A 22,767-nucleotide genomic window follows, 5' to 3' on the forward strand; every position below is an offset into this window, starting at 1 on the left:
CTAAAACCCTCCGAGGCCAAATCTGACAAGGCCCAGTTTTCCGGTATCTTTTTCGGTGAAAACAACAATAAGTCGATTGTTTAGTGTATCTATTATAGAATCAAAATGGTATTCTGTAGAGGCTTTTACCAGCCTGTGTCCCAAAGATATATCGCTAACTTTACAATTACTACCGTCAAGGTCACAATGACTCAAATATAACTTAGCATCGTCGTCATAGGAGACAATGAGAATTTTCTTATGTTCTAAGTCCAGATTGATTTTTGGAAAAAAAGCCGTGGCCAGCTTACCACCGGAAACGTCTTTCGCTTCACAGTTTGTTATATCCAGATCACAGCGATATAAATAGAGCTTACCACCTTTACCGTAGTGAATAGCAGTTATCAAAACTTTGTTGTTGATGGTATCAATCACCATGTCGGGCGTGAGCCCGGATTGGTATTCTGTGGAGACTGTTGCCATTTCTGGATTAGCTGATAAATTTCCTGGTATTTTAAGAACAAGCGGTAGATAGTAGGAAGTGACCGTATCACCTGTATAAACAGATAAAAACGTATCATTTTTACTATCATATACAAATCCACGACTACCGTAATTATGATATACCTCTGAAACAATTTCACCATAATTGTTTCCATCAATTATATTATTTTGGTTGTCAATATGTAGCAAGACAATCGGCTCGTTACCGGACATGATATATAGTTTTTTATCTGCTGTTATATATTTGGGAAATATTCCTGAAGAAACTGAATAGGCTAATCTACAATCTGTAAGGGTATTATTGCAGTTAAATAAATTTAACTCCCCAGTACTTAAAGAAATTGGTATCTGAAAATAATCATACGAAGACTCATGCGATATTTTTGGTTGAAAAGGGATTGCCGAAAATAAATTCAAATCAATAAATGAAATATCCCTATACCTTGTATTACTGCAACTATCTCCATTCAAATCACACTTATAAAAATTAAGATAGTAATCCGTGTTGGTTTCCGGTTGATATTTTTTAGATACAGTTATAACTTCATTATTTACTATTGTTAATGCGGGAGTGAAACCATCATTACTATTTTCTCCTGAACATGACCTATATTGATGGTCATTGTCTTTTACATTGAACAAATAATCAGCTGTAATATTTTCATTATTCAGAGTAATCTTATAAGAATGATAGTCATTATAATTATCATTAACTGTATATTTTACAGTTTTAAATTCGTTATAATCAGTTTGAGTAAACTCTACTTTAGTATTTACTAAAGATACAAAACTATCATTCGGAGTTATAGATATTATGTAGTTTTCTGAAATTGGTTTTTTTCTTAACTTCACTCTTATGCTATCTTCTTCCTCTTCGTTTGATTCTCCATCTCCTTCTATAAGTATTTTTTGCCCGATACTATCTACTACAGAAAATATTACTATTTTTTCATCAATTCCACTGGATTTTAAACTCAATTCAATTTTTTCCGGTGCGATTGTAGGCAATAACTCAGTTTTAACTTTTATAATTTGATTGTTTGTAGCTGAATTTCTATTGAAAACTAATATGTTAGGCTCTACTCTAATGATAGGATTATTTGATGATATATAAATGACCTGTTCATCTGAGATGTCGTTTGTATTTTTAAAACTAATTCCAACATCTAAACTTGAATTTTCTTCTATAGTTTCTGTTGAATTATGAATTATAATTTCATTTTTTTCCGGTATAATTTCCTTTTTATATACTCCAACCAGATAAGCCTTTACAGGATCTTCTATTGGATGATTATATTCTGCCTTATGTAACTTTCCATCATTACAACTAAATAGAATAAGAAGTATATTCAGTAAAAAGAAGTGCATTATTCAATACCCCTAAAATCAAAAATTTGTGAATGATTTATATCAATATTTTCATTTCCTTCTGAATATACATGCCCCAATTGTCCTTCTGTGTTGTTTCCCCAACATGTAATAGAATCATCTAACATTACAGCACAAGAGTGGTATATTCCAGCAATTACCTGAACACAAGTCTTTTCACTTTCTAATAAAACAGGATAAATACTATTAAGACTCATAGGACTGACCTGATGTGAGTTATTCAAGCCCCAACATGTAATTTTATAATTCTCCAGAAGTGCACAGGAATGCTTAAATCCCGTAGCTATTTGTAAAATATTTCCAGAAAGTTCTAGATCATTTAAATTTGTTGCATCGTTTAAATCATTGGCAAATACTCCTGATTGATATTTATCACTTTTTCCCCAACATCGCACTTGCTTATCATCTTTTAAGGAACAACTAAAATCATAACCTGTTTCTATCTGAATCACTTCTTTATTCAAAACTATATCATCCAAACCAATCGGAGTAAAATAAAGAGGATAGCCGGGATAACCTAAAAAACCAATTGTAGACTTATCTAAACCCCAGCAACGAAAAGAACCATCTTCCAGTATTAAACAAGAGTGTAAATAACTAACTGAAATATCTCTCACTTTTTTATTTAAGATAATTTCTTTTCCGCGAAGATAGACATCATTTACATCATCAGGTAAATTAAAGAGATTGGATGTATCTTCCCAACCTAATAAACCTGATTCTGAATTTCCCCAACAAATAAAACTTCCGGAGGTGTAAAGAGCACAGGTAACATCATAGCCGGCTTCAATTTTTTTTACTTCTTTTTTTAAATTAAGATATAAAGCCTTTTCTACATCTTTTATATCATCATAATTTCCATAGCCCAGTTGTCCTTCACTGCCTCTGCCCCAGCATTTGACACCACCGCTTTCGAGAAGAGCACAGGTGTGCTCATAGCCGCAGGAAATCTGTATGGCAGGTTCTTCAAGGTTTAAGACTTTGGACTTCGTGGCATCGTTTACCGTAATCGAATCAAAATGACCGAGTTGTCCGTGGTTATTAAGTCCCCAGCAGCGAATTTTTCCATCCGGTAATAGTGCACAGGTATGATTCCCATAGGACGAAAGCTGCATGGGAATTCCGGTTTTAAATAAGTATTGGATGGCTTCAGTTGTTTGATTTCCATACACATCGGCTATGCCCGCATCTATCTCTATACTGTAAACGGTTTTTTCTTCCAGTATATCAGCAGGTATTAAATAAATAACAGAACCCCTGACTTCCAATTCCGCAGGTATAGCTATATCTCCTTTCTTAAGCCGAACTTTTCCTGTGACAGAACTTGCGTTTATGCCTTCATCATACTCTAATTCGACTTTTCTGCGTATAGAAGCTCCGTACATATTTTGTTTTGGATAGGTCTTTACAAGTTTCGGAGGAAGAGTATCTTTTGTAAAAAAAGTAAAACTATAGGAAGACTCTGTTTGATTCCCTTCCGAATCCCGGACACCGGGAAGTATGGTAAAGGTATGCTCGTATTCTGCAAGAAGATTTATGGAAGGAATAAAACGAATTACTTTATCTTCCACTTCTACTGTTCCCGCTATCACATCTCCGTTGACTGAAAGAATACAACAGGCTGGATCAACTATTATCGCCTCATTATATGTAAGGGTTATCACAGTATCTATAGGAATGTTGTCTGCATCGTGTTCGGGTGCGGTGCTTACAAGTATTGGAGCTTCCCTATCAGAGCTGAGGCTTGTAAAGCTAAATACATATTCGGTGGATAGTGCCTGTCCGCTAACACTTTTTATACCTGTTTTGAGTTTTACTGTATACTGTGTTTCCGGATTCCATGCTTTTTCCGGTTTAAAGCCGAGGTTAGCACCCAAAACACTAATCGTTCCCTGTATTATTGTATTAGAATTATCATATACACTAAAGCTTTCTTCGCTTACTGTTTCGGAAAGTATATTCTCTGAAAAGGAAACAGAAATTTCTTTTGTAAGAGAGACTTTAGTTTCTGTATGATAAGGGTTCGTCAAAACAACCGTCAGCTCTTTATAGACTACAGAAGAAGGAGGAGAAGAAAGACTTAGAAGGTGACTCAAGGTCTTCTTTTCTCCTTCTAAATATTTTCTGATTTCTTCATAAGCTCCACCTGTACAGCTAAATGTAAAGAACATAAGAATAATATAAAATACCTGTCTTTTCATGTTATTCCTTCGTCGGGCTTCCTTGGCTTCGGCTCTGGCTCACGCCTTCGCTCAGCCGGCGATCCCTGATCGTGTGCCTCGACGCGCTTCGCTTGCTCAGTAACCGGAAGCACTTTCACAGCAAGTTCTCCATAGTAATAGAAGTAAATTTTGCTTCAGGAAATTTATTCATAAAAGCCCGGTTCTTTTTTTGTTTGGACATTTTAATTTCAACAGCATAAATTTCTTTTCCTTTTGTTAGAATTAGATCTACTTCAGAACCCTGTCTGCTTCTCCAGAAGTGTAAATGATAGTTTGCATTCATATAAAGATTAGCTTTCAATACTTCTATAATAATAAAATTTTCAAATAAAGCTCCTGCATCGGGTCTGAGTCGAATATCATTATAATCCTCTAATAATGCATTCCGTATGCCAAGATCTAAGAAATAGATTTTATCAGATTTGACTACAGCATCTCTGGGGTTGGGTATAAATGGTGGAATACGAACAATTAAAAAGCTATCTTCAAATATTTGAATATAACGTTTTATTGTTCGTTGATCAACCCCGAGTTTCGTAGCAAGTTCAGAATAATTCACAAGATTTCCTATCTGATACGCTAATAGCTTTAATAAATCGGAAGCTACTCTCTGATTTTCAATCAGTCCTGTTCCCAATAAGTCTTTATAGATAATACTATCGACAAAGTTTTTTAAGTATAACCTGTCCTGCGGGTGATTGATTGAATTTGGGAAGAGTCCATAAATAAGCAGGTTTTCTAATATAGCTTTGAGATCATATAGTTTTGGAATGGTTTCTTTTTCGTTTGAGAAAAGATTATGAAATAGATTAAATTGTATTTCCGGTTCAATCCCTGTTTGAAAAAGATATTCTTCCAATGTTAGAGGGAATAAGTTATAATCAATTTTTCTTCCTGCAAGACTTTCCTGGGTTCCTTTTTTCAAATGAAAAGAAGAAGAACCTGTGAGGATGAGCTTAACACCCGGAATTTGGTCATGGATGATTTTCGCCATCCTTCCCGGATTATTCAATAGATGACTTTCATCGATAATTACACTTGAATTGGGTCGGATAAAGGTAGAATAGGTTTTCACATCATAGGATTCGAGGAGCTTTCTAACCGGTTCGTTGTCGACAAGGTAATACTGAGCCTCGGGAAAAACTCTTTGCAGAAGAGTTGTTTTCCCCGCCTGCCTCGGTCCTAAAAGGATTAACACTTCCCTGTAGTGGGAAAAGTGCTTTTTTAGCCTCTCGTCCAGAATTCTTTGATATTTTAAGCTATCTAATGTCATATATTTATAGTATTTTTATACATTCACTTGTCAAATAATATACTTTCCAGGCTTCCCTTCGGCTCGCCGCTGGCTCGCTCAGGGGGCGCCTTGAGCTTGGCTTCGAAATCACTTGGCTTCGGCTCCCTTCGGTCGCTCAGCCGGCGCATGTGATTAGCGAATGAAATGAGCCGAAGGGCAGTAACCGGACAGCCGGCAGACAAAGTCTTTCATTCATCCAAGTCTTCAATTGCTTTTTCAATTTCATGATCATCTATATTTTCAGATTCAGATTTATCGTAAATAGTCAAGAGAAACACTATGGTTATATTGTTTTCATTTTTTATTTCTAAATCCACATAGGTGATGACTCTCATCCCACCACTCTTTCCTTTGCCTTTACTCTTCACTGCTAAACGAATCTTATAAACATTTTCTCTTATCCGAATCCCCATTTTAGGATTTTCTTTCAATTCCTCCTGTAATTCCTTCAATTCATTTTTTAGAGATGGAAATTTTTTAATTAAACGTTTTGCATTCTTTGTGAATTCACTGGTTACTCTGATCTCAACACTCATCTAAAACCTCGTCAAGCGTTGAAAGATTTTCCCCATTTTTTAATGAGCCTTTTGCTTCGAGATAACCTTTCTGAATTCCTTCCAGAATTTCATATTTCCTGATGAGTTTTTGAATTTCCAACCATTTATCTATAGGAATAATCGCATATTTCTTTTCCCCATTTTCATTGACTATATAACTTGCATTAAATTCCATTTTATCTCCTTACATTTGGCTTCCCTTCGACTCGGCATTGCCTCGCTCAGGGGGCGCCTTGAGCCTGGCTTGGGCTCGCTTGGCTTCGACTCGCTTTGCTCGCTCAGCCGGCGCATGTGATTCTGTGCCCCCTGAGCGAATGAAATGAGCCGATACTTCGACGCGCTTCGCTTGCTCAGTAACCGGGCAGCCGGCACATGTGATTGCTGCGCCCCCTGAGCGAATGAAATGAGCCGAAGCCTGAGCCGAAGGGCAGCACTACCGCAGCCATATCAACAACCCATTTCCCCAGTGTTCATAGAAAGAATCCTTCCATGCATTTCCATTAGCATTACCAGTCCAGGAACAAACACTACTAGCACCGCTACCAAAATTTTCATCCAACCTCAAGTGTATATCTCCTCCACTTGTGTATCCATAAGAGGCCAAATTCATTCCTGCAAGACTATATGCTCCCTGATCAGCTGTTGCTGTTGTTACATATCGTATAAAAGCAGAATTTGTACAGTTTAGAGTCATATTCAAATCAGTGCATGTGTTTGTAGGACTTACTTCTGAATCTTCAAACCATTTTTGTGCATTCGCTTGATTCATAATTTTAAACCATTTTGCAGTCTGGTTCGGATCAGCTTCTGCAACCAGATTAAATCGTGCTTTAGTTACATTATCTGTAATCATTGGTAATACTTTATCTATTCCAAGTGACGCAGGAGGATCATTATGTACCATCTTATTGCATTTTAACGCATTAGAGTTTTGTCCGGCTATAAACCAATTCATGGGTTCTGGAATATTAGCTAAACTGGAAGTATTCACTCTTGAGATAAGCGTCCACCCCCCACCATCTGTTGTCATATCACAGTAAACCTGGAATGACCCCGTTGGTCCTGTGCCATCCGGGTCGATGGTGTAAACTCCATCACCATAGGAAAGTCCTGCGTCAAGAATTTCCTTGCAGGAGCGTTTCGTGGCATCGGACTCTTTGTAAAGAGCAAGAACTTCGGTAGCATTCAAAGCACGGTTGTAGATTCGAATGTCGTCGATTGCACCATGGATTGGATACCAGCCACCATATCCAAACATACCGAAATACAAATCATGAGAATTCCATTTGTTAAAATCAAAATTTCCTAAAAATGTAGCAAAAAAAGAACCATTTAAATAAATATCAAATTTATCAGTATAAACAACATATGCAATATGTAACCATTCTGATAGATTATAATTTTCTAAACTAATAGTAGAACCATATGGTGGGGTGATTCCATAAAAATTTATATATATAATTCCATCGTTAAAGGAAGTGTTTGATGCATAACCAGAAAAGTCCCCACCTCTAGTGAAGAGATTATGAGCACCATTATCTACAATAGTTCCATAACCATCCATACCACGCGATACATCAATTTTGAAAAACAAGGAAATACTCATAGAATTATTAAAAGTTAAGGAAGAACTCCGAGCTACAAAAATATTTCCCGGACTATTGAGTCCGTATCCAGAATAAGCCCGATTTGCGTTCCCGAAACGGTCGGTAGTAAGGCTCGCCCCGCCCATTGCTGTGCCGTGGTTGCCATTGCCGCTTTCGTCGTTGGCATTGCCGTTGAAGGGATAATGGGCTACAAGTCCGGTTGTGAGGTCTATTGTATTACAGCCATCGCTTAGGGTGTAGAAGTATTGGTTGACTGTTGAAGCAAGAGCATGTCCTCCTGTGGATTGCAGGTCTGTTGTCAGGCTTATGGTATAGACCGAGTTCTTTTGCAGGTTGGATGTGGGTATCAGGGTGATGGTTTTTCCTGTAGTCGAAAGTGTTGTGGCTACTGCTGTGCCATCTGTAAGCAATTGGACATTAGTTGCATTTACCGTTGCCGGGTTTATGTCTATATTAAAGCTAAGGCTAATAGATGTATCTAAGGCCACATTACTCGCTCCGTTGGATGGATTGCTACCCATAACTAAAAGCTCATAGCGAAATTCAGCAGGTGAAGTGCCGGTTCCGCGTGCTGTTGTTACCGTTACGTAGCCGGTGGTCGAGTTATTCGGTGGTGTTACGACAAGCTCTGTTGTCGTTGCCGAAACAACTGTCGCAGACAATCCATTGAATTTCACCAGATTATCCGTTGGATTTGGATAAAAATTTGTGCCGGTGATAGTCACATTGGCACCGGTGTAGGAATCCACAGACAGAGAACTGATAGTCGGATGCTTATCGGTTATGGAAAATTGCAAAGATTTAATAATACCATCGACCGTTGAACAGGAAGAGCCCGAATACATACAGAGAGTCGGTGTCTCGCTATCATTGTCTGCATCATCTATAGCCTTTACCACTACCGGGTGAGGCTGGTTATAATCTGTCGGAGTAAACGTGACAGAACTTACATTTGTGCTGAGTGAACTCGTATCACTCAACACAATCGGAAAGGTAACATCATAGGGAGGCATTATGGATATGGAAAAATTAAGGGTTACCGAGTTTCCTTCCTCAAGATTAAAAGCAGTCGGGTTAGAAATCATATTTATATAAATTTCATTACTATCCAGAACAAAAAAACGAAGCGTAGAACTCTGAAGTTCATTACCGGAAGCTGTAACGTCACTTGCACCCATAAACGTATTGGGATCATCTAAAGTTCCGGTATACTCTACTTCCTGCGGCACATTCCAATTACTATCGCTAAAAGTAAAACTGCTTTTATTTAGACTAATATCCGGTTTACTCGAACTTAAAAAAACCGTTCTATCCAGAACCGGTTTACCCGAAAGTGTCAGGTAAAATTTTGCTGTCTGACCTTCAACTACCGTATTCGGGCCGGTAAAGATTACAGTCGTATCCCTATCAAAAGCAATCACATCTCCTTCCGCTGTTTTCAGGTAGTCGCCCGTTGCCGTAAAAGTAATTAGCTGAGAATCATGGTCTGCATCCGAAGGAATCGTAAAGCTAAAAGTCTGTAATTCATTCCAATTGGAAGAATCAAAAAGCAGTTCTCTCTCTGTTCCATTGCTGAGACTTAAAGAAACCGGTCTCGAAACTACCGGGTCACCGGAAAGTTTGGTAAGGCAGGTAATGCTATCTCCCTCGTGTATATCAGGAGGAGAACAATATAAGAGAATTCTTGTATCGACATCTATAATGAGAAGCTCATGTTCGACCGTCTCATAAGAATCCGCAGAAGCCAGGAGTTTCATCCGAATCGAACTCTCTCCGTCTTTGGCATAGCGTATATTTATGGTTTGTTCCTGAAAATAATTCGCCGGTGTAAAGGTAAGAGTATCGATAAGCCCGTTGTCATTTCGTACAGAAACCGTAACCGGTGCAGCGGGTCTGTGAGAAAGTTTAAGCTTCACAGAAGCTGCATTTCCCTCCAACACCTGAGTATCCCCGCTAAATAGTATCTGTTTACTATCCTTATCCTGCACCTGAACCTGTAAGGAGGCAGAAATTAAATTATCTCCACGAGCACTTACACTTACGGTTTCCGAAACTGTATTACTGTCTTTGATGGCTTTCAGACCGAGTTCCTGTTTCTGGTTCCAATTCGAAGAATCAAAACTTAAAGAAGAAGGATAGACTTCCAGAGAAGCATGGTTTGATTGAAAGTTTAAGGTTTTCGTTTCTCCCGGGTCGGAAGATAAACACACGAACACCTTATCCGAAGTTTCTTCCTGAATACTCAGAGAAGACTTATCAAAGATAATCCGGATATCGTTATCTATGACCAGAATAGACCGGGAAAAATTGTATTTCTCGGATGTAAATGAAATATTTGCATTTTCAGAGAGAAAGTTTTCCTCTTCGAGGGCTTCTAGCTGTATAGAAATACCCGAAAGAGCCGTTTCCGAAGTAAAATGTATGGTTTCAGCACTGAGACGAAGCGACTCAGGATGAGAAGGTTTCAGGGAGAAGCTAATCTCATCTTTGAAATACAGAGGCTTAATCGTAAAAGAAAAGGATTCTCCTTCCTTAATTCTGTCTTTAAAGTTTAAAATTTGAAAAGAAGTGACCGGAAGCTTCTGTTCTTCCGGTTTCGAAGGTGGAGAAGTATTCGTCCAGAGAAAGTGAGAATACTCTGTTTTGCCCGGCTTAATCCGGTCAATCGCTTCTTTTGTGCAAGACTGTAATAGGAAAAAAAGGATAACTATGATATATCTCACAAACATGGCAAAAATCCCATAAGGGGATATTGCCATCTTGCAGATATGTCAGAAAAAACAGCAAGATAAATTTCATCTTTCATAAAAAATATGACAAAAATTGGCTTGGCTTGGCTTCGGCTCCCTTCGGTCGCGGATCCTGAGCGAATGAAATGAGCCGAAGGACAGCCGACGCGCCTCCTAAGGCCGATACTTCGATGCACTTCGTTTACGGCTCCTGAGCGAATGAAATGAGTCGAAGGACAGTAACCGGATGAGTTCGAAGGGAAGCATTATCTTATCCATACATAAGCGAAAGAATATAAAACTTTTACTCCATTATCGGAAGGAAAAATTCCAGAAGAAAAATTTCCAGTATATACTGTATTCCATAATCCAGGTAAAATACCAACACCAATTACTCCATCAGGGGAACCACAATCGTTTTCTTGATTTGTTATAAATCCTAATCGAACACTATACGCATATGCAAAGGATGATATAATAACATTATTAATCCCCTCCCTATTGCAATTATACTGTAAACTACTATCCGGCACCATCGCCTTCCAAGTAGCACGGCCAAAATTTGTTGGAATATATCCTCCCTGAAACATAGTTTTAAGTGAGTCCTGAGATAATGGTATCTTTAGCTCTCGAACATCTCCTGATGTATCCATAACTAACCGTATTTCAGAATAATCTAATGTATTAAAAGCAGGGCTTTTGTATTCTTCTTTAGTTAAAGAAGGGGTTATATCCAGTGCATTTGCAGGAAATAAATCATTGTTCTCCCAGTAGACAGCATCATATTTGAATGTATCGTTGTTTCCATCTGCCTTCAATGCCAGAGTCCAGCCACCACCATCTGTTGTCATATCACAATAAGCCCAGAATGGAGCGTCACCTCCCACTCCATCGGGGTCGATCATGTATACATCATCACCGTGAGCCAAACCATCATCAAGTATTGCTTTACAGTTTTTTCTGACTTCTGATGTATCGTTGTAAATAGCTAACACTTCTGAATCAGTTAAAGCTTTATTGAATATTATTATATCGTCGATTTTCCCATTAAAATAACGATTTAAACCATTAACTGTTCCAATATATAGTGGTAGTTCAGAATAGGCAATTTCACTGATTGCATTTAATGTTTCCGATAGTAATACACCATCAACGTAAATTTTAACAATAAAACCATTTTTGACAATCATAATATGATTCCACAAATTGAGCTTTACCGGTATCGCTTGTGATGCAGGGATATTGGTATATGAGTGAATATTACCATAACCAAAATAATATTCTTCATCATTATCAATATTTTTTTGAATGACCCAGTTATAAGCATAATTCGAATTAACTATCTGAGCATGGCTCTTATCTATTATTCCAGCAAACATTAACTGAGAAGGTTTGGGATTAAAATAAAATGATAGAGTTAAATTCTCATTTAACTCTGAAAACGTACTATTTACAAATATATAATCATCCACACCATCAAAACTATAAGCCCTGTCTTTATAATTATACCGGTTTGTTGTCAGAGTTGCTCCGTTGGGTATTCCATGATTATTATTCCCGCTTTCATCGTCAGAATTGCCATTGAAGGGGTAGTAGGCAATCGAGCCATCCAGCATACTATCATTATCCTGTATATATCCTTCATAACTTATATCCGGGAGAAAATCATTACTCACACTTATCATGTAGGCATCTGCTAAGAAATCATCATCTTCTGCCTGTGTGGTAGTGATGCTGATACCAGTCTCCCAGTTTGTGCTATCAAAGGTTATACTCACAGGAGACAGGGCTAAATCTTCCTGATTATCAGATAAAGTTATGGTTCTCGCTATTCCCGGATTACCGGAGAGAGTAAGCCGAAAAAAGCTATTTTCTCCCTCTTTGAAGGGCAGGCCGACTTCTTTAAATACTATCTTCGTGTCCTTATCTATTATCAATAGGTCTTTGCTTGCAGTGGCAAAGCCCTCATAATTCGCCTGAATTTGCACTGTTTCGGAGGTTTCATTTCCATCGTTAGAAATAGCGGTAATCGTCAGAGTTTTTTCTGTATTATAATCTTCAGCTGTGAAATAGATGGACTCAGGGTAAATTTTTACCAGATTAGAAGATGTAAAGCTCACTTTTGCCGGAAGAACCGGCTTCTTATTCAGCTTTACCTTATACTGAATCGTCTCTCCTTCCAGTACATTTTCTCCGCCTGTAATAAGGATATTCTGGGAGTCTGCATCCTGAACAAAGACAGGTAAAGTTGCACTGACCAAAGAAGCAGAAGACGCCACAAGGGTAGCCGAATGGTTCAGATAGTCTGAATCTGCCGGGGCAGTAAGGCTTATCTCCTGCTCTATATTCCAATTCTCAGAAGTAAATTGGATTTCAGCCGGTGAAACACCGAGGTTCAAATTGTTCTGAATCGTTAGTTTAAGAGTTTGCGTACTCGCAGGATTGGAACTCAGGCGGACTTTTAGTTTTGCAGTACTATTTTCGGACATAGTTAAAGAGCTTACGGAGAATACAGCAGAAATGTCATTATCCACAATTTGCAGGGTTTCTACTTCTCCTGAAGAAAACCGTATCGATACATTTTCCGACACAGAGTTAGAATCTTCTTTTGCAAAAACTTGGATCTCTTTTTCTGTGCTATAGTTCTCCTTTGTGAATTCGACTTCTTCCGGGGAAAGAGAAAGGCTCTCCGGGTGCGAGAGAGAAAACTTGAGTTTTACAGCTTCTCCGGGTTCGGTATTCAGTTTCAGACGGAATTTACAACTACTCCCTTCCTGCAAAGTTTCGGGTAGATTATATGAGAGACGAATGTCCGTATCGTTATCCCAAATTTGAACCGACATCTCTTTTTCTGTGCCTTCGGATGTGCGAAAATGCAGAACAACACGCTCGTTCACTGAATTCGCATCCTCTACTGCGAAGAGAGAAATTCTTTCTTCCTTTGCGTCGGCTAATAGTTCCAGTTTTTGAGAATACTCCCCATTCTCTTTTTGAAATACGAGTGCCGGGTCTTCGGACTCAAGATACATTCGGGTGGGTAAATGAGAGTTTTCTATTTTCAGTAAAAGCTGAACTTTCGTTCCCTCCTGCATCTCGGAAACCGGGTTCTGGATAGTTATTGTAGAAATCAGGTTCTCAGCCGTAACAAAAAGAGCCATGGGCACGGGACTCAGACCTTCAGGAGACATTTGCAGAACATCATAGAAAGCTTTCGTACACTGAGAAAAAAGAAGGACTGATAAAAGAGGAAGTCTCAGTAAAATTTTAATGATTACTCTCACAAACATGGCAAAAATAGGTTTGGCTTCGGCTCCCTTCGGTCGCGGATCCTGAGCGTGCTTCGATGCACTTCGTTTACGGCTCCTGAGCGAATGAAATGAGTCGAAGGACAGCAACCGGATGAGCCGAAGCATCTAAAACCCTCCGAGGCCAAATCTGACAAGGCCCAGTTTTCCGGTATCTTTTTCGGTGAAAACGGTTAATAAACGACGCTTACTGCTATCAATAATTGATTTTATATGGTATTCAGTCTGATCTGCATAAACCGTCTTGCCTTTTGAAATATTGACTGATTTACAATTATCAACACTCAGGCTACATTGATTCATATATAAATGATTCAGGTCAGCCGAATTATACGCCAGAACATACAACAAATTTTTTTCTTCACTAAATAGTATTTCAGGATAGTAACTCGCAAAAGGATTATTCGCACTAAGATCAAAAGTATCGCAGGCATAGATAGATGGATCACAGGAATAAAGCCAGAGTCTCCCGTCGATACTACGATTATTACTAACAGCTAATATTTTATTATTACTGTTCCGATAAATAGCCGAAGGTCCAAAGCCAGTTCTCGGTATGTTACTTAAATACTTTGTCTCATAGCTGTTATCCAGAGTATTAAAAATTTTTACAACCGGGACATAAAAAATAGGCTCTAAATTTGCAGTATAATATCCACCTGTAAAAAAGATGTGGATTTTATCACCGACTCTAAACATTCCTCTCGCGAGATATCCGGCACCGGGATTGGCCTGTTCAAACATTTCCACCGTGGAACATCCGCTTCCGTCTAAATTGCATATAAAGAGATAGGAACGACTTCCATCGATTCCGGAAGCATACAGTTTGCCAGCACTGAGTAGTAGTTTTGGGTCTCCCCCTCTGTCACTTGAATTTGCTATAACCGAATGAGAGCAATTACTCAAGTCCAAAGAACAGTGAAATAAAGATAAAGCAATACTTCCGGAAGAACGATTTGATGTTATTATGACAATCTTCTGATTTGTAGCATCATAAGCGATTTGTGGAAGTAAAGCTGAATGATTCCCGGCTCCTGTAGAATCATTTTTAAAAATGCAATTTTCTCCATTGCTATCACATTTATAAATAGTTAGTGTATTATTTAAAGAATAATTTCTCGCAGCAATATACAAACTTCCTTCTGCCTGGAGAATTGTAGGACTGTAGTACTGATTACTCTGTGAACTACTTACCTGGTAATAGGAAAAATCATTGTCTGTTAATTGCACAGAATGTGTTTTAGACTCTGTTTCAACCGTAGCTGTAAACGTATAGGTTTTTGTCTCGTTATAATCATCATTGATACTTATATTGATATACTGAATTGTACTATAGTTTTCCGGGGTGAAGCTCAAAACAGATTTATCCATAGTCACCGAACTTGCATCACTATTCGCAAGATTTAAAGCTACATTCGCTTCCGGTTTAATTCCCAAAGAAAAACCGATCTTTCCAGTTGCTTCTTCAACCAAACTATTACTCGAATCACTACTTACAAGAATATTATATTTTTGATTATCATGAATTAGAATTTTTATGGATAAGGAACTGATTCCTTCAGAACTGAACTCTAATAAAACTTCTTCCGAGCTGGAGTTACCATCCGGCTTTGCATAGAGTTCGATCTGCTGTTCTGTAGTACCCGTACCGGATAAAAACTCAAGTTCCACTTCCTGACTGTTATTGACTAACAGTGCAGGACTATTAGATGAAACTTTTATTTTTCTGTATTTTTCCGCCTGTCCGGAAAATTTTATACCGATTTTCTGCGTGTTTCCCTCATCCATACTTTCAGGATTTCCGGATACCAGTATATTTATTTTTTCTGTTTGAACAAACCCAATTATTATTCCACCGGCTCCTTCTGCCGGGTGAGTAAAAGTAGCTTCATAACAATTGTAGAATATTAGTAATAATAAGATTATTTTATTCAAAATATAGATCCCCCGCACCTGTTGCTTGATAAATATTATCCGTATTTCCATAACCCAATTGACCGTAAGCAGCCCAACCCCAGCATTTCAAAGCCCCGGTACTTAGTAGGGCACAGGTATGTTCTCCTCGTGCGTACACATGAATGACACTATTTGAAAAACTTATATCCGGTGCTGTTTCAGGAGTTTGATAAATAATGCCTTGAGCATAACCCAGTGGTATACCTGCCTGCAAAGTTCCTTTTCCAAAGCAGCGAAGTTTTCCGGTTTGCAGTAATAAACAGGTATGAGCATTTCCAGCTGCTATTTCTGTTACGGACTCTGTGATATTTAATTTTTTAGGCAAAAGTAACCACCTTTCTCCGCTGCCGTCACCGTTTTGGTAGTTCACTCCATCCCCCCAACATTTTGCACTTTCATCGCTGAGAATAGCACAGGTATGAGTCGAACCCGCAATAATATCAGCCACATCTCCACCCACATCTACAGCTGATAAAGTCGCCGCATCATTCCTATCCAGTCTATCCCCATAACCCAACTGGCCGGCATAATTGGCTCCCCAGCATCGGAGGGTCTTATCTTCTAAAAGTGCACAGGTATGGTTGTTACCGGAGCTAATTTTTATAGCCTTAGGATTAAAGCTTATAGGAATAGCTTTAGAGGCATCTGTTATATCCAGATTATTAGAATTTCCTAATTGGCCGTTGAAATTGATTCCGAAACAATAGACCTTCCCGGACACGGATAGAGCACAGGTGGAAAAGGAACCGGTTTGTATCTGGACAATATCTTCCGGGAAGGGTAAATAGAGAGCCTCGTTTATATCAATGATTTCAGATATATTTGGATCACCTAATTTTCCGTAAGCACCATCTCCCCAGCATTTTACTTTTTTATTGGAAAGAACTGCACAGGCATGAGATATTCCAACCGATACCTGTTCTACGGTTATAAAAAAACCAAAATTAAGTCGCACTGCCTCAGAAATAGAAAGGATATTAGCTGTATCGCCATTTCCTAAAATACCAAAGGAACCCATTCCCCAGCATTTCAAATTACCCGGAGGAATAATCGCACAGGTAGACGTATAGCCGGCTGCTACCTGTAAATTTAAACTGTAGCTCTGGAAGCTAAATGTATAGTTTTCTGCAAGAGCATTGCCGTAAAGGTCTTTCAATCCACCTGTCAGAGTAACCGTATAGTTTGCAGTGAGTTCTAAGCTTGACAGCGGGCTTATCCAGATTGTATCATCCTTCAATTCGATAGTAGCTTCTACCGGGACTCCGTCTTTTTGAAAAAGAACAGTTGCTGCATTTACCGTGTTATAATCCAGAACCTCAGAAAAGAGAATAGATATTTTACTATTCGGACTGACCATACTTGCATTGTTTGTTGGATTAGTGGCTTTTACGGTCGGTGGGATGTCATCAGCGGTATAAAAGAAAAACTCATAATCAGAACTCATTGGATTTCCGGCAAGATCGCTGATTTCTTTTTTTATACTCAGGCTTATCTTTTTCTGTGTGGGTAAATATGGACTGGCTATTATTTGTAATACATTTCCGGATACCGTATAATTTTTGTCAATATTTCCTGTATCTGTTGTGATTTGAATTGTATCTGCACTTACACTATCAGCAGATAGTTCTTCAGAAAAAGTCACAAGAATGGTATGGCCGGATAAAATTCCCGTTTGCCCACTTACAGGGTCTGTAGCTGTAATCTCAGGAGGTATGCTGTCTTTTTTTTGTGCAGTATGAAATTGGAAAGAATAGTCGGATTGTATTTGGTTTCCTTTTTCGTCTTTAATACCTGTTGTAAGGAGTAGAGTATAGTTTGTATCGTAGCTCAAAGGCGAAGTGGGTGTTATTCTTAAAATTTTGCCCTCTACAGAAGTATTTGCAGAAATACGAGTTCCATTCTGACTCAGGATAACTGTATTTTCATTGATACTGTTGGCATCAAGAGCTTCACTGAATTCCACAGTTACTTTTTCAGCTACATTTACATCTGTTGATTTATCAGAGGGGATATGATTTAGTATAGCAATAGCAGTATTGTCAAAATTATTTCCTGTATTTGTATTATACTCAAACCTTCCTACTTTAAAAGCTAATAAAGAAGCAACTTCTTCTTCTGTCCAACCCGAAGGCTCAGGAGCTTTTATTTGTTCGAGAGCTTCCTGAGTACAGGAATAGAGTAAAATACAAAGGAGTATAAAGCCTTTCTTTAATATATGTATGCCTGAATTCAACTCTACTTTCATATTATAATATCCTTATGTCTTGGCTTGGCTTCGGCTCGCGTTGCTCGCTCAGCCGGCGCACTCTCAGGAAGTGGGTATTCCACACCCTGGCGAACGACCGGATGCTCCTGATTACTGCGCCCCCTGAGCCGATACTTCGACGCGCTTCGCTTGCTCAGTAACCGGATGAGCCAAAGGGAAGCATTATCTTATCCATATATAAGCGAAAGAAGGAGTATTCCGCCCACCTTTATCCGGATAACAATTATCACACCACCAGATAGCAAAATTTCCTACATTTACATAATCAGATAAACCAATACCAATTCCACTATCTGGAGAAGCACAATCATTTTCTTGATTACCAATTATACCAATTCGCACACCATCTAATAAAGACCAACCCGGAATAACATTATTAATCCCCTCTCTATTACAATTATACTGCAAACTACTATCCGGCACCATTGCTTTCCATGCAGCACGGCCAAAATTTGTTGGAATATATCCTCCCTGAAACATAGTTTTAAGTGAATCCTGAGATAATGATATTTTTAGCTCTCGAACATCTCCTGATGTATCCATAACTAGCCTTATTTCAGAATAATCTAAATTATTAAAAGCAGGACTTTTGTATTCTTCTTTAGTTAAAGAAGGTATAATATCCAGAGCATTGGTAGGAAATAAATCATCTGTTGTCCAATAGCTTGCATAATAATTAAATGTAGGCTGGGTACCATCAGCCTTTAATGCCAGTGTCCAGCCACCACCATCTGTTGTCATATCACAGTAAGCCCAGAATGGAGCGTCACCTCCCACTCCATCGGGGTCGATAGTGTAAACTCCATCACCTACAGATAGACCGTCATCCAATACTGCCTTACAGCTTTTTCTGACTTCCGTTGTGTCGTTGTAAATAGCTAATACTTCTGAATCAGTTAAGGCTTTATTGAATATTATTATATCGTCGATTTTCCCCTTAGTATATTCTGTAGAAACAACAGGATCTCTACCTATTTCTATATTTGCTTCAACATATCCTATATTTGCAATTTTTATTGATTGAGAAATTAAACTCCCATTAAAGTATAGAGAAATGTATTCATTATCATATGATACAGTAACCATATTCCATTTATCTAAATTTAAAACATAAGGTATATAATAATTTATAAGTTCTCCTGTTGAATTTACAAATTGAAAAAAATATATATCTCCCCAGTGTAAGTAAAGTCTGTATTGAAATAAGTTATTATTCCCCTTTGATATAATTGAACCAATTTCTGAATCTGTTGCAACATTTACCCAACTCGAAATAGTAATTCCATTAGATAATGTTGATAAAGAAGGTGAACTAGGAACAAATATAAAATCATTCACACCATCAAAACTATAAGCTCTATCTTTATAATTATACCGATTTGTCGTTAAAGTTGCTCCGTTGGGTGTACCATGATTATTATTCCCGCTTTCATCGTCAGAATTGCCATTGAAGGGGTAGTAGGCAATCGAACCATCCAGCATACTATCATTATCCTGTATATATCCTTCATAACTTATATCCGGGAGAAAATCATTACTCACACTTATCATGTAGGCATCTGCTAAGAAATCATCATCTTCTGCCTGTGTTGTGGTGATGCTGATGCCAGTCTCCCAGTTTGTACTATCAAAGGTTATACTCATAGGAGATAATGCTAAATCTTCCTGATTATCAGACAGAACTATGGTTCTCGCTATTCCCGGATTACCGGAAAGCGTCAGTCGAAAAAAGCTGTTTTCTCCCTCTTTGAATGGCAGGCCGATTTCTTTAAATACTATCTTCGTGTCCTTATCGATAATCAAAAGGTCTTTGGTAGTACTGGCAAAGCCCTCATAGCTCGCCTGAATTTGCACTGTTTCGGAGGTTTCATTTCCATCGTTAGAAATAGCGGTAATCGTCAGAGTTTTTTCTGTATTATAATCCTCAGCGGTGAAGTAGATGGACTCAGGGTAAATTTTTACCAGATTAGAAGATGTAAAGCTCACTTTTGCCGGAAGAACCGGCTTCTTATTCAGCTTTACCTTATACTGAATCGTCTCTCCCTCCAGAACATTTTCTCCGCCTGTAATAAAGATATTCTGGGCTTCTGCATCCTGAACAAAGACAGGTAAAGTTGCACTGACTAAGGAAGCAGAAGACGCCACAAGGGTAACCGAATGGTTCAAATAGTCCGAATCTGCCGGGGCAGTAAGGCTTATCTCCTGCTCTATATTCCAATTCTCAGCAGTAAATTGAAGCTCTGAAGGTGAAGCACTCAGGTTCAAATTGTTCTGAATCGTAAGTTTAAGAGTTTGTGTGCTCGCTGGATTGGAACTCAGCCGAACTTTGATTCTTGCAGTACTGTTTTCGAGCAGAGTCAGAGAGCTTACGGAGAATACAGCAGAAATGTCATTATCCACAATTTGCAGGGTTTTTACTTCTCCTGTAGAAAACCGTATCGATACATTTTCCGACACAGAGTTAGAATCTTCTTTTGCAAAAACTTGGATCTCTTTTTCTGTGCTATAGTTCTCCTTTGTGAATTCGACTTCTTCCGGGGAAAGAGAAAGGCTCTCCGGGTGCGAGAGAGAAAACTTGAGTTTTACAGCTTCTCTGGGTTCGGTATTCAGTTTCAGACGAAAATTCCCACCGCTTCCTTCCAACAAAGATTCGGGTAGATTATATGAGAGACGAATGTCCGTATCGTTATCCCAAATTTGAACCGATAGCTCTTTTTCTGTACCTTCGGATGTGCGAAAATGCAGAACAACACGCTCGTTCACTGAATTCGCATCCTCTACTGCGAAAAGAGAAATCCTTTCTTCCTTTGCGTCGGCTAATAGTTCCAGTTTTTGAGAATACTCTCCATTCTCTTTTTGACATACGAGTGCCGGGTCTTCGGACTCAAGATACATTCGGGTGGGTAAATGAGAGTTTTCTATTTTCAGTAAAAGCTGAACTTTCGTTCCCTCCTGCATCACAGAAACCGGGTTCTGGATAGTTATTGTAGAAATCAGGTTCTCAGCCGTAACAAAAAGAGCCATGGGCACGGGACTCAGACCTTCGGGAGACATTTGCAGAACATCATAGAGAGCTTTCGTACACTGAGAAAAAAGAAGGACTGATAAAAGAGGAAGTCTCAGTAAAATTTTAATGATTACTCTCATAAACATGGCAAAAATCCCATAAGGGGGTATTGCCATCTTGCAGATATGTCAGAATAAACATCAAGGAAAATTTCACTCTCCACGGAAAATATGACAAAAATAGGCTTGGCTCCGGCTCCCTTCGGTCGCGGCTCCTGAGCGAATGAAATGAGTCACTCTCCATTGCGATTAGAGACATAATACTTCTCTTAATTATTCCATTTTAAGCTCTTGACAAAAACCTTTTATAAAAGCGAATCTGGTTTTATGAAAAAGCTTCCGCTCGGCGTACAGACATTTTCCAAAATGATTCATGATGATCTATATTATGTGGACAAAACGCAATTCATCAAACAACTTGTGGATAATGGAACGTACTATTTTCTATCCCGTCCGCGACGCTTTGGCAAAAGTTCCTTTTTAGATACGCTAAAAGAAGCCTTTGAAGGGAATGAGAAGCTATTCAAGGGACTGTATCTGGAAAAGAACTGGGATTGGACAAAAAAACATCCGGTTATTATGATTAGCTTTGGTGGTGGGATTATGCAAACTCCCTTGAATGTTGAAAATAAAATTAAAGAATTACTTCATTTTAATCAACAAAAATTGGGAGTTACCTGTAACTTACCTGAACCGGGTAGTTGTCTCAAAGAACTAATCATTCATAGTACAGAAAAATATAATGAAAGAGTAATTATCCTGATTGATGAATATGACAAACCAATCCTGGATAATATCGTAAAGAAAGAAACGGCCTTAGAGATAAGAGAAATCCTGAAAGGTTTCTACTCGGTGATTAAAGACTCTGATAGATATATCAAATTTGCTTTTATAACAGGGGTATCTAAATTCTCCAAGGTCAATCTCTTCAGCGGTCTCAATAACCTAACCGATATAAGCCTGGATAGACGTTATGCGACGATCTGCGGTTACACAGAAAGTGAACTTCCTTTGTTTGAGGATCGTCTCGAAGGTGTAGACAGAGAAAAACTAAAACTTTGGTACAACGGCTATAACTTTTTGGGTGATAAGGTATATAATCCTTTTGATATATTACTTTTTTTTGATAAAGGGGAATTTAAAAACTATTGGTTCGAAACAGGAAGCCCTTCCTTTTTGATCAAGTTAATACAGGAAAACCAATACAACCCCATTCAGATCGAGCATGTAGAACTATCCGAACAGGAACTGGGAGCTTTTGATGTTGAACAAATCCGCCTGGAAACTATTCTCTTTCAAACGGGATACTTGACTATCAAAGAAAAATTTACTGTCGGTGCAAAAACATTTTATTCTCTTACCTATCCAAACCTCGAAGTAAAAATGAGCTTTACAGAAGTGATCCTGAATTATCTATCTGATGGCAATAAAACAAACAAGAACCTGATTGAATTACATAAGATTTTAACTATACCCGATCTACCCGGATTAAAAGATTTATTCTACTCCTTCTTTGCATCTATCCCCCATAACTGGTATCGCAAGAATACGATGGCAAACTACGAAGGCTATTATGCCTCCATCTTTTACTGTTATTTCACCGCCCTCGGTTTGGACGTGCGTGCCGAAGAACCGAATAATAACGGTCAGGTAGATATGACAGTCTTCATCGAGAAAAAAGTTTATGTGTTTGAGTTCAAGGTAATTGAACTCACAGAAAAAGGATCTGCACTGGAACAAATCAAGAAAAAAAAATACTACGAAAAACACTTAAGCCCAGAAAACAGGGAAATTTATCTCGTTGGAGTGGAGTTTTCAAAAGAACAGAAGAATATTACGAATTATGAATGGGAACAGCTTTTAGCAACGGGGGCTTAAACCAATTATTAAAGG

General features: G+C 38.4%; 11 protein-coding genes. 1 reads left to right on the top strand and 10 read right to left on the bottom strand.

Features of this window, described 5'->3' with window-relative positions:
* The 10 genes from H7A25_23890 to H7A25_23935 all read right to left on the bottom strand — a co-directional run bounded on the left by H7A25_23890 (nt 1) and on the right by H7A25_23935 (nt 18,810).
* Nucleotides 1-1,851 carry a hypothetical protein gene (locus H7A25_23890; protein MCP5502964.1) on the bottom strand — a complete coding sequence of 617 codons (1,851 nt, stop codon included), beginning with the start codon at nt 1,849-1,851 and terminating at the stop codon, nt 1-3.
* Entirely contained in the window at nt 1,851-4,073 is a 2,223-nt protein-coding gene (locus tag H7A25_23895) for an Ig-like domain-containing protein (protein ID MCP5502965.1), read from the bottom strand. The genes H7A25_23890 and H7A25_23895 overlap by 1 nt, the downstream gene beginning before the upstream one ends.
* 115 nt (nt 4,074-4,188) lie before the next feature.
* A complete protein-coding gene (locus tag H7A25_23900; GenBank protein ID MCP5502966.1) occupies nt 4,189-5,367 on the bottom strand; it encodes an ATP-binding protein in 1,179 nt (392 codons plus the stop codon).
* A gap of 209 nt (nt 5,368-5,576) precedes the next feature.
* A complete protein-coding gene (locus H7A25_23905) occupies nt 5,577-5,924 on the bottom strand; it encodes a hypothetical protein (protein MCP5502967.1) in 348 nt (115 codons plus the stop codon).
* The gene (locus tag H7A25_23910; protein MCP5502968.1) at nt 5,914-6,120 is read right to left on the bottom strand and encodes a hypothetical protein; all 207 of its coding nucleotides are present in this window, start codon (nt 6,118-6,120) and stop codon (nt 5,914-5,916) included. Before H7A25_23910 ends, H7A25_23905 begins: the two co-directional genes overlap by 11 nt.
* Nucleotides 6,121-6,378: 258 nt before the next feature.
* Complete coding sequence (locus H7A25_23915; protein ID MCP5502969.1) at nt 6,379-10,275, bottom strand: Ig-like domain-containing protein; 3,897 nt, start codon at nt 10,273-10,275, stop codon at nt 6,379-6,381.
* 272 nt (nt 10,276-10,547) lie between these two features.
* Nucleotides 10,548-11,390 (bottom strand): hypothetical protein, encoded by an 843-nt coding sequence (locus H7A25_23920; GenBank protein MCP5502970.1) that lies wholly within the window; start codon nt 11,388-11,390, stop codon nt 10,548-10,550.
* A gap of 2,304 nt (nt 11,391-13,694) precedes the next feature.
* On the bottom strand, nt 13,695-15,521 hold the full coding sequence (locus tag H7A25_23925; protein MCP5502971.1) for a hypothetical protein: 1,827 nt from the start codon (nt 15,519-15,521) through the stop codon (nt 13,695-13,697).
* Entirely contained in the window at nt 15,514-17,787 is a 2,274-nt protein-coding gene (locus H7A25_23930) for an Ig-like domain-containing protein (protein MCP5502972.1), read from the bottom strand. Before H7A25_23930 ends, H7A25_23925 begins: the two co-directional genes overlap by 8 nt.
* Nucleotides 17,788-17,970: 183 nt before the next feature.
* Nucleotides 17,971-18,810 carry a hypothetical protein gene (locus tag H7A25_23935; GenBank protein MCP5502973.1) on the bottom strand — a complete coding sequence of 280 codons (840 nt, stop codon included), beginning with the start codon at nt 18,808-18,810 and terminating at the stop codon, nt 17,971-17,973.
* 2,391 nt (nt 18,811-21,201) lie between these two features.
* Here H7A25_23935 and H7A25_23940 point away from each other — a divergent pair.
* On the top strand, nt 21,202-22,752 hold the full coding sequence (locus H7A25_23940) for an ATP-binding protein (protein ID MCP5502974.1): 1,551 nt from the start codon (nt 21,202-21,204) through the stop codon (nt 22,750-22,752).
* Nucleotides 22,753-22,767: the final 15 nt, after the last annotated feature.

This window comes from Leptospiraceae bacterium (assembly GCA_024233835.1).
In the GTDB taxonomy this organism is placed as follows: Bacteria; Spirochaetota; Leptospiria; order Leptospirales; family Leptospiraceae; genus JACKPC01.

Excerpts from the sequence above, each read along its gene's own strand:
- H7A25_23890 (MCP5502964.1), bottom strand. The coding sequence starts at position 1,851 with ATGCACTTCTTTTTACTGAATATACTTCTTATTCTATTTAGTTGTAAT.
- H7A25_23895 (MCP5502965.1), bottom strand. The coding sequence starts at position 4,073 with ATGAAAAGACAGGTATTTTATATTATTCTTATGTTCTTTACATTTAGC.
- H7A25_23900 (MCP5502966.1), bottom strand. The coding sequence starts at position 5,367 with ATGACATTAGATAGCTTAAAATATCAAAGAATTCTGGACGAGAGGCTA.
- H7A25_23905 (MCP5502967.1), bottom strand. The coding sequence starts at position 5,924 with ATGAGTGTTGAGATCAGAGTAACCAGTGAATTCACAAAGAATGCAAAA.
- H7A25_23910 (MCP5502968.1), bottom strand. The coding sequence starts at position 6,120 with ATGGAATTTAATGCAAGTTATATAGTCAATGAAAATGGGGAAAAGAAA.
- H7A25_23930 (MCP5502972.1), bottom strand. The coding sequence starts at position 17,787 with ATGAAAGTAGAGTTGAATTCAGGCATACATATATTAAAGAAAGGCTTT.
- H7A25_23940 (MCP5502974.1), top strand. The coding sequence starts at position 21,202 with ATGAAAAAGCTTCCGCTCGGCGTACAGACATTTTCCAAAATGATTCAT.